The following is an 8,718-nucleotide window of genomic DNA, read 5'->3' on the forward strand; positions in this document are numbered from 1 at the left end:
CAAAATGAGTGGCGGGGTACACTAGATCCGCGAACGCTTTGAACCCCTGTGGCGCCAAGCAGCCGCGGGCGAACTGGACTACTGGGGCGAAAGCGCCCGGGGTGCCCTGGCGCTGGCCATCCTGCTGGACCAGTTTCCCCTGAACATGTATCGCAACCGGCCGGAATCCTTTGCCACGGAACGGAAGGCGCGCAGCGTGGCAGACGCCGCCATCGAGCGCGGTTTCGACCAGCAACTGGAGCCCGAAGAGCAGGCCTTCCTGTACATGCCCTTCATGCACAGCGAGGATCTCGCCGACCAGGAACGCTCCGTGGAACTCTTCTCCCGGCCCGGCCTCGAACACAACCGCCGCTGGGCGCGCCACCACCGCGACATCGTCGCCCGCTTCGGCCGCTTCCCCCACCGAAATCCCATCCTCGGCCGCGAATCCACCGAGGAAGAACAGGCCTGGCTCGACAGCGACGACGCGTATCGCGGGTAGTCACCGGTTGCGTGCGTTCGCGAATCAACACGAACAAAAGGTCAAAAGCAGGAACGCGAAGGGCGCGAAGGCATGCGCGAAGTACGCGAAGGTTTTTTTAACAAGAGATTTCCTTTGCGTCCTTTGCGAAGCCTTCGCGCCCTTCGCGGTTCGCTTTTGTCTCTGCAGCAATTCGCATTGATTCGCAGTCATTCGCGCGCCGCATCCACCAGGGCACGGAACAGCGCCTGCTGGTCGCGTCGCTGGGGGAGATACTCGGGGTGCCATTGGACGCCGACGACAAAGGGGGCGCCGGTGTGTTCCACGGCCTGGACCACGCCGTTGGGTTCGCGTGCAACCGCTTCCAGGCCTTCACCGAGTCGGTCGATGGCCTGGTCGTGCAGGGCATTCACGGCGCAGTTAGCGCAGCCGAGAATGTCGCGAAGGCGGGAACCCTCCGCGAGCATGACGCGCTTGCGCGGCAGCACGCTGCGGATCTGCGGGTGTTCCTCGTAGAAACCCTCCAACCCCTGGTGCAGGGTGCCGCCGCAGACCACGTTGAGCAGTTGCATGCCGCGGCAGATGCCGAGCAGCGGCACGCCCCGCTCGAGTGCGTCACGGATCAGGCGCTGCTCCAGGCGGTCGCGCTCGGCATCGCCCCCCGAGAAACGGGTCAGCAACGTACGCCGAAGCAGCCAGAGCAGGGGATAGAGCATCAGGCCCATCAACCGCTGGACACGGCGCGGCTCCACCGCCTCCAGTTCCCGCAACAGGCTCACATGCTGCGCGCCGTACAGGCCGGGGTCCACGTCGGCCCCGCCACCGATGATCAGGGCGTCGGGCACGAGGCCGGCATGTGGCCTGCGTGGCGTAATGCGCACCGCCCGGCCGCCTGCGCGGCGCACAGCGAGCCACGTGGCGAGCCAGGCCGCAAGCCCGCCCCGGTCGGGGCCGGTGACGCCGATCAGGGGGCGATGCACGTCAATCCCCGAACAGGTCCCGAAGTGCCCCGCGCCAACGATCACCGATCCGCCCGATGGCGTGTCCCGGGGCCGTGAGCGCCTCGCGGGAGAGCTGCTCCAGGCGCACGGGGTCGGCGGCGAGACGCTCCACCGCCACCCAGTCGTTCCAGGGCTGCGCCAGACACCAGTCCGGTTCGTCGATACGGCAGTCGGGCAGGCGATAGTGAAACGTGGGGCGAGCCTTTACCAGGTGATGTTCGACGGGTGCGGCGCTGACCCGCCCCGCGTCTATATGGGCGAACAGGGGCAGCATGTCCAGGGGGCGGTTGCGGGTCGGGTTGTCTCTCAGGTAATGGTCGATGAGCCCGTCCATTGGAGGGGCATAGTCCGGATCGAGGATGCGCCGAGCGTAACGGCCGGGAAAGGCATTCACATAGGGGGTGAACCTTCGGGACAGGTCCACGCCGCCGCGCTCCATGAGCCATTCGTATAGCAGGATGAACGCACGCAGGATGTCGCGCAGATAATCCGCCTCGAGGCGTGCGGCCTCGATGTTGAGCTGCAGACCGAAGGCATAGAGCAGGGAGGCGTGAGTGCCGCGCGCACCGCGCGCCCGCAGACCTTCGCGCAATCCGTCCATCTCTTCGAGCGCCGTCCAGGGGATGGGCGGGGCCACCAGCTCGTGGGGCACCACGATCCCCGCAAGGTCCGACAGGATCCGGTCCAGACCGGCATCGGGATCCACCTCCACTCCAAGGCGCTTCAGGAACTTCAGGTACTCCCGTTCCTTGAGCAGGCTGCTGTCCAGCTCCATGCGGAATTCGCCGTAGCGGGTGTCGACGACCCGGTGTACGAAGGCGCCGTCAGGCTCATGGGTGCCGCCAAAGCGGCGCACCACCTCTTCCGCCATGTCGGCAAGCCCGATATCCGCCATCTCCATCTCGACACCCACCCTGCGGGTTTCACCTGCTCCGTTGCGGGACTGCGGCAATTCGACGAAGGACGACATGCAAGGGCGTTCCTGATTCCGGGGGTTCACTATACTAACAAGCCGGCCTCGATCCTCACGCACGCGGCCCTGTCACACATGGGGGAATCCGTATCATGCGCACCTATCCCTGCACCTGCGGCAACACCCTCTACTTCGACAACACGCAATGCCTGCGCTGCGGCTCGGCCGTGGGCTGGTGCCCCGAGTGCAGCGCCATCGCGCCGCTGGTACCCGGGCAGACCGACGGCGCCTGGCAATGCGGGCAGTGCGGTGCCGTGCTGGCGCTGTGCCACAACTACGCCGTGGAGGCGGTCTGCAACCGCTGCGTGCCCGTCGGGGCGGCCGGCGGCCTGTGCGACTGCTGCGTGCATAACGAGGTGATCCCGGACCTCTCCGTGGAGGGCCACCGGGAGCGCTGGGCTGAACTGGAGGGGGCCAAGCGGCGCGTGTTCCACTCCCTGGACCTGCTTGGGCTTCCCCGCGGACGCCCCGGGGAGGATGGGCTGCTGCCACTGACCTTCGACTTCAAGGCGGACGCCCTCCCGGACGCCGGTCTCTGGCGGCCCACGGCCGGCGACGAGAAGGTCTACACGGGGCATGCCGGCGGCAAGATCACCATCAACGTGAAGGAGGCCGACACCGTGGAGCGCGAGAAGCTTCGCGTGGACCTCAACGAAAGCCACCGCACCCTGATCGGACATTTCCGACACGAAATCGGCCACTACTACTGGGAAGTGCTGGTGCGTAATCGGGACGAGGCGCGCAGCGTGCAAATGTTCGGTGACCACGAGAACCCCTCCTACGCGGATGCACTTGAGCGCTACTACGCCGAGGGACCGCGACCCGACTGGCCGGGCAACTACATCAGCGCCTATGCCAGCATGCATCCCTGGGAAGACTTCGCCGAGACCTTCGCCCATTACCTGGATATGGTCAGCGTACTCGACACGGCCATCCACCTGGGCCTGACGAGCGCACCGCCGCGCGAGGATCTGGATGCGCAACTCGAAGCCTTCCGGGTACTGGGCCTGGCCCTCAACGAACTGAACCGGGAGATGGGGCTGCTGGATCTGGTTCCCGAGGTGCCGTCACCGGCCGTGGTGGAGAAACTGCGGTACGTGCACGGATTGTGCATGGGCTCTAATGGACAGGATTGACAGGATTTTTCGGGATTCACAGGATGAAAAACATAACCGCGACGCAAAGACGCAATGACGCAAAGGACGCGAAAACAAAGAGCAAAACGAATGCATAGCTTGACTTTGCGTCATCGCGTCTTTGCGTCGCGGTTGAATTGTTCATGTTTAATCATCGACGGCCAGGGCATAAGATGTCCTCATGACCACGACTTCCGCCCCGCGCCGCGTCGCGCTGTTCGTTACCTGCCTGGTGGACCTGTATCGTCCGACGGTGGGGTTTGCGGCAGTGAAGCTGCTGGAGCAGGCCGGGTGCCGGGTGGAGGTGCCGGAGACACAGACCTGCTGCGGTCAGCCCGCGTACAACAGCGGCGACAATGCCACCAGCGCGGAGCTTGCCCGCAGCGTCATCGAGGCCTTCGAGTCCTACGACTATACGGTTGCGCCCTCCGGCTCATGCGCCGGAATGATCCGCTACTACCCCCGGCTGTTCGAGACCGAACCCGACTGGCAGGCGCGCGCCCGCGCGCTGGCGGAGCGCACCTTTGAACTCATGAGCTTCCTCACCGACGTGTGCGGCATGACCACCGTCGAAGCGGGCCTCGCGGAAACGGTGACCTATCACGACAGTTGCTCCGGTCTGCGACAACTGGGCGTGAAGGAACAGCCGCGGCAACTGTTGCAGGGCGTGCGCGGCCTGCGGCTCAAGGAGATGGCGGACGCCGAGGTGTGTTGCGGCTTCGGCGGCACCTTTTGCGTCAAGTACCCGGAGATCTCGGGCCGCATGGTCGCCGACAAGGCCGACGCTGTGGCCGCCACCGGCGCGACCACGGTGCTGGGCGGAGACCTCGGCTGCCTGCTCAACATCGCCGGCCGCCTCAAGGCCGTGGGCAGTCCCGTGAAGGTCCGCCACGCCGCCGAAGTTCTGGCCGGCATGACCGACCGGCCAGGACTCGGCGACCCCGAACCGGGATGATCATCAGCCATTGAGGTCTCGGGGGAAATCAGAAACGACAACTCTCGCGAAGACGCAAAGCCCGCAAAGGAAAGAATTTTTTCTAAGGAATCATTCTTAGCGTGCTTCGCGCCTTTGCGAGAGAAAGTTTTTTATGTCCTATATTGCCAGGATAAGTCTTCAATGACTCAGGCTCGAAGCCACGAATTCAGGACGCGCGCCGTGCAGGCGCTGCGCGACGAGACCCTGAAGAGCGCGCTCGCTCGCGCCAAGGACGGGTTCGTGCTCAAGCGCCGGCAGGCCCTGGATGCGCTGCCCGAGTACGAGGCCCTGCGCGACCGCGCCGTCGCCATCAAGAACCACACCCTCGAATACCTGGACCACTACCTGGAACGCTACGAGGAGGCCGTCATCCGCCAGGGCGGCCACGTGCACTGGGCGGAGAACGCCGAAGAGGCCTGCCGCATCGTGGTGGAGATCTGCCGCCAAGCGGGCGCGCGCAGCGTCACCAAGGGCAAGTCCATGGTGGGCGAGGAGGTGGGCGTCAATGACGCGCTGGAAGCCGCCGGCATGGAAGTGGTGGAAACGGATCTGGGTGAATACATCATCCAGCTGGCCAATGAGCCGCCGAGTCACATCATCGCCCCGGCGGTACACAAGACCCGCGGCCAGATCTCCGACCTCTTTCACAAGCATCACGCCAGGTACGGACTCACCGAGAAACTTGTCGAGGTTCCGGACCTGGTGAACGAGGCGCGCCAGGTGCTGCGGCAGAAGTACCTGGACGCCGACGTGGGGATTACCGGCGCGAACTTCCTCATCGCGGAAACCGGCTCCAACATCATCGTCACCAACGAGGGCAACGGCGATCTCACCAACACCCTGCCGAAGGTGCACATCGTCACCGCCGGCATCGAGAAGGTGGTACCCACGCTGGAAGACGCCACCACGCTCCTGCGCCTGCTGCCGCGCAGTGCCACGGGGCAGCAGATTACCAGCTACACCACACTCTCCACCGGCCCGCGCCGCCCCGGCGATCCGGACGGACCCGAGGCGTACCACGTGGTGCTGGTGGACAACGGCCGCTCGGCCATGCTGCGCGACGAGTTCCGGGAGATGCTTCGCTGCATCCGCTGCGGCGCATGCATGAATCACTGCCCCGTGTATGGCGCCGTGGGCGGACATGCCTATGGCTGGGTCTACCCCGGCCCAATGGGCTCGGTGCTTACGCCTCTCACCCTCGGCCTGCGCGAGGCGAAGGACCTGCCCAACGCCTGCACGCTGAACGGGCGCTGCGCCGATGTCTGCCCGGTGCGCATCCCGTTGCCGGACCTGCTGCGCAGCCTGCGCCACCGCCAGTTCCAGCATCAGTTGGGCACACGCCGGGCCCGCTGGGCGCTGCGGCTGTGGGCGTGGCTTGCGCAGCGCCCCGGGCTCTACCGAAGGGTGACGACCCTTCAGGTGCGCACCCTGCGCCTGCTGGGCGGGCGTCGCGGCCGCCTGCGATTCCTGCCCCTCGCCGGCGCGTGGTTCCGCGGCGGCCGCGTACTGCCCGCGCCCGAAGGCGAGACCTTCATGCGCGCATGGCGGCGCCGGGGGAAGAACCCATGAGCGGTGCGCGCGAGCGTATCCTCGCCGCCGTGCGCCAGGGCCTGGGCCGCGAAGCACTCCCGGTCGCCTCCAGAGAGGCACTGGATGCCCGCCTGCGCAGCACGGTCGAGCCGGATCAGCACCTGCGCCCGAGGCTTGCCGAGGGGGACATCGGCTACCTGTTCCGCGCGCGCCTACAGTCGGTATCCGCCACCCACGAACCCCTCGGCAGCGAGGCCTACGTGCCCGCGGCAGTGGCCGCATACCTGGACAGCCGCCATCTGGAGGGCCCCGTCGCTGTCGCCCCCTGCCTGCGGGCGCTGGACTGGCGGCGCGCCGGCCTCGATCCCCGCTTCGGCCAAAGCCATGGCGAGGACGTGTTGTGCGTAAGCCGCGCCTTCTGCGCCATCGCCGAAACCGGCACCCTCGTGCTGCTCTCCGGCCCCGACAACCCCACCACCCTCAACTTCCTGCCAGACCACCACCTGGTGGTACTGCACGCGCCCGACCTGGTGAGCCATATCGAGGACGCCTGGACCCGAATCCGCGCGAGGGAAGGCGACTGGCCGCGCACGGTAAACCTCATCACCGGTCCATCGCGCACGGCGGACGTGGAGCAGACCATCCAGCTCGGCGCGCACGGGCCGCGCAGTCTGCATGTGCTGATGGTGGACCCGGGCGACCGCTGACAGACATCGCCGGCGCACTTTGTCATCATCGGACGCAGGCTAGCTGTGTTACCCCAACAGGAAGGAGCGAAGCGTGTCCTGCGATGCTTGTGGTAGGAGCCCAGCCCTCTGGGCGAACGAACCGGCGTTGCACCCGTNNTACAACCGGTCCTGCCTGCCGGCAGCTCAGCCCGGATGAACAACGTATTGAGAGATCACAGCTAGGGGGTCATGAGGTTGCGCCGCATCAACACGGTTCGGCTTACAAACGGGCACAATGAGTCAGGCGTTCCCATGAATCGCCATTCCAATTCATTTTAGGGGTCAGGATATGAGCAGCTACGACGAACACGTCGAGAAGCAGTTTGAGACCGGCAAACGTGTTTCGATCGAGATGGGTACCGAAGTGTTGATGCAGATCGAAGGCGTGGCAGGACGCCTGCCCAGCACATTCATCGGAATGGAGGCCGGACGTTATGCCATTTTCAAGATCCCGCGAGCGAGCGTAAGCCTTACGGCCAAACTCATTAAGGGCAATATGGTCGTCGTCCGGTACCGATACCACGGAAGTGTGTTCGGTTTTCAGACCCCGATCCTGGGAACGGTGGTCGATCCGTTCGGGCTGCTCTTCGTCGCCTGCCCCAAGATCATCGAGGAATACAACTTGCGCAAGGCCCGGCGCATCGATTGTTATCTTCCCTGCACGGTGAAGATCGGGGAAGAGAAGGCGCAAGGGACGGTGGTGGACATCAGCGTACAAGGCTGCCGCTGCTTCTTTTCCGCGCCGGATGCCGCGACGGTGTCCGACGACGACGGCGGAACGCCGGCTGAGATCACGCTCAGCCTCGAAGAGGGCGAAGCGCCTGTCACACTGCCCGGACGCATCGTAAGCGCCCATCCCTACCACGGCGCCCTGAGTGCGGGAATCGAGTTCAACGAGCTGGATGATGCCATGAAGAAGCGCGTAAAGAACTACGTAGCGACAGTGGCCGACTGAGACGGGCGCTGGTTGAGTCCTGAGATATGCAGGAGCCTGTCCGAGGGTGACGTCAAAGGGAGTCGGTCGACTGAAGAACATGCGCGCCCACTTTCTCCAGCATGTGCCTTTCGAGGGTCTGGGAAGCATCGAACCCTGGCTGAAGGGGGCCGGCTTCGAAATATCTTGCACACGCTTCTTTGAATCGACGGGGCTTCCGGACCCGGCCGCTTTCGACCTGCTCATCGTCATGGGCGGCCCCATGAGCGTGAATGACGAGGACCGGTTTCCGTGGCTTCGCGATGAGAAACAGTTCATACGCAACGTCATCGACCGGGGCACGTCCGTACTCGGCATCTGCCTGGGCGCGCAGCTCATCGCCGGTTCGCTCGGGGCAAGCGTCGACCCGAACCCCCATAAGGAGATCGGCTGGTTTCCCGTGCACGGGGTTCCCTCCGGCGACAGCCGGGTATTTCATTTTCCCTCCTCTGTCGAAGCCTTTCACTGGCACGGAGAGACGTTCGACCTCCCGCCGGGCGCCGTGCGCATCGCGCAAAGCGAGGGCTGCGTGAACCAGGGATTCCAGATCGGGGCATCCGTCATCGGCCTGCAGTTTCACCTGGAGACCACGCCGGAGTCGGCGCGGGCCATCGTGAGTCACTGCAGAGATGAGCTGCAGCCGGGGCGCTACGTTCAGCCCGAGGCGGAGATTCTGGGGGCGCCACAAGAGCGTTACGACGCGATCAACCGGCTGATGGACGAGATCCTGTCCTTCCTGTGCGACCGGTCCGGATAGCCCGCCGATCCCGCGTCATGCCTGGGCATCCCGCGGTGGCCATCGGCCGCTCCCATGACCTGTGTACTGATCGGGCGTCAGATCCATGCGGTTCTCCGCACATCGGGCTAACCCGCATATTTCACCAAGGCGGCCGGCGGCTTCGTGTAACCTTCTGAATGCGCGCCATAACTTGGCGCATCTG

General features: G+C 65.1%; 9 protein-coding genes. 7 read left to right on the plus strand and 2 right to left on the minus strand.

The window, feature by feature from the left end; translation table 11 throughout:
- Positions 1–25 precede the first annotated feature (25 nt).
- On the plus strand, positions 26–481 hold the full coding sequence (locus B1C78_RS11830) for a DUF924 family protein (protein WP_281250607.1): 456 nt from the start codon (positions 26–28) through the stop codon (positions 479–481).
- A gap of 188 nt (positions 482–669) precedes the next feature.
- Here the strand turns inward: B1C78_RS11830 and B1C78_RS11835 are convergent, their stop codons facing one another.
- Together B1C78_RS11835 and B1C78_RS11840 are read right to left on the minus strand one after the other, a co-directional pair.
- Positions 670–1,428: a gamma-glutamyl-gamma-aminobutyrate hydrolase family protein gene (locus B1C78_RS11835; RefSeq protein ID WP_175628296.1), complete on the minus strand. Its 759-nt coding sequence runs from the start codon at positions 1,426–1,428 to the stop codon at positions 670–672.
- A gap of 13 nt (positions 1,429–1,441) precedes the next feature.
- Positions 1,442–2,431 (minus strand): amidoligase family protein, encoded by a 990-nt coding sequence (locus B1C78_RS11840; protein WP_077279380.1) that lies wholly within the window; start codon positions 2,429–2,431, stop codon positions 1,442–1,444.
- Between the two features lie 95 nt (positions 2,432–2,526).
- Here B1C78_RS11840 and B1C78_RS11845 point away from each other — a divergent pair, with 95 nt between their 5' ends.
- The 6 genes from B1C78_RS11845 (at position 2,527) to B1C78_RS11870 (ending at position 8,534) form a co-directional block, all read left to right on the plus strand.
- Entirely contained in the window at positions 2,527–3,570 is a 1,044-nt protein-coding gene (locus tag B1C78_RS11845; RefSeq protein ID WP_077279381.1) for a zinc-binding metallopeptidase family protein, read from the plus strand.
- 181 nt (positions 3,571–3,751) lie between these two features.
- On the plus strand, positions 3,752–4,525 hold the full coding sequence (locus B1C78_RS11850; protein ID WP_077279382.1) for a (Fe-S)-binding protein: 774 nt from the start codon (positions 3,752–3,754) through the stop codon (positions 4,523–4,525).
- A 162-nt stretch (positions 4,526–4,687) separates the two neighbouring features.
- On the plus strand, positions 4,688–6,115 hold the full coding sequence (locus B1C78_RS11855; RefSeq protein WP_077279383.1) for a LutB/LldF family L-lactate oxidation iron-sulfur protein: 1,428 nt from the start codon (positions 4,688–4,690) through the stop codon (positions 6,113–6,115).
- Positions 6,112–6,783, plus strand: coding sequence for a LutC/YkgG family protein (locus B1C78_RS11860; protein WP_077279386.1), 672 nt, complete (start codon positions 6,112–6,114; stop codon positions 6,781–6,783). The genes B1C78_RS11855 and B1C78_RS11860 overlap by 4 nt, the downstream gene beginning before the upstream one ends.
- A 310-nt stretch (positions 6,784–7,093) precedes the next feature.
- Entirely contained in the window at positions 7,094–7,759 is a 666-nt protein-coding gene (locus B1C78_RS11865; RefSeq protein ID WP_077279384.1) for a flagellar brake protein, read from the plus strand.
- Positions 7,760–7,805: 46 nt separating this feature from the next.
- Positions 7,806–8,534 (plus strand): type 1 glutamine amidotransferase, encoded by a 729-nt coding sequence (locus B1C78_RS11870; RefSeq protein ID WP_245795410.1) that lies wholly within the window; start codon positions 7,806–7,808, stop codon positions 8,532–8,534.
- The last annotated feature ends 184 nt before the right edge of the window (positions 8,535–8,718 follow it).

Source organism: Thioalkalivibrio denitrificans, assembly GCF_002000365.1.
GTDB classification, from domain to species: Bacteria; Pseudomonadota; Gammaproteobacteria; order Ectothiorhodospirales; family Ectothiorhodospiraceae; genus Thioalkalivibrio_A; species Thioalkalivibrio_A denitrificans.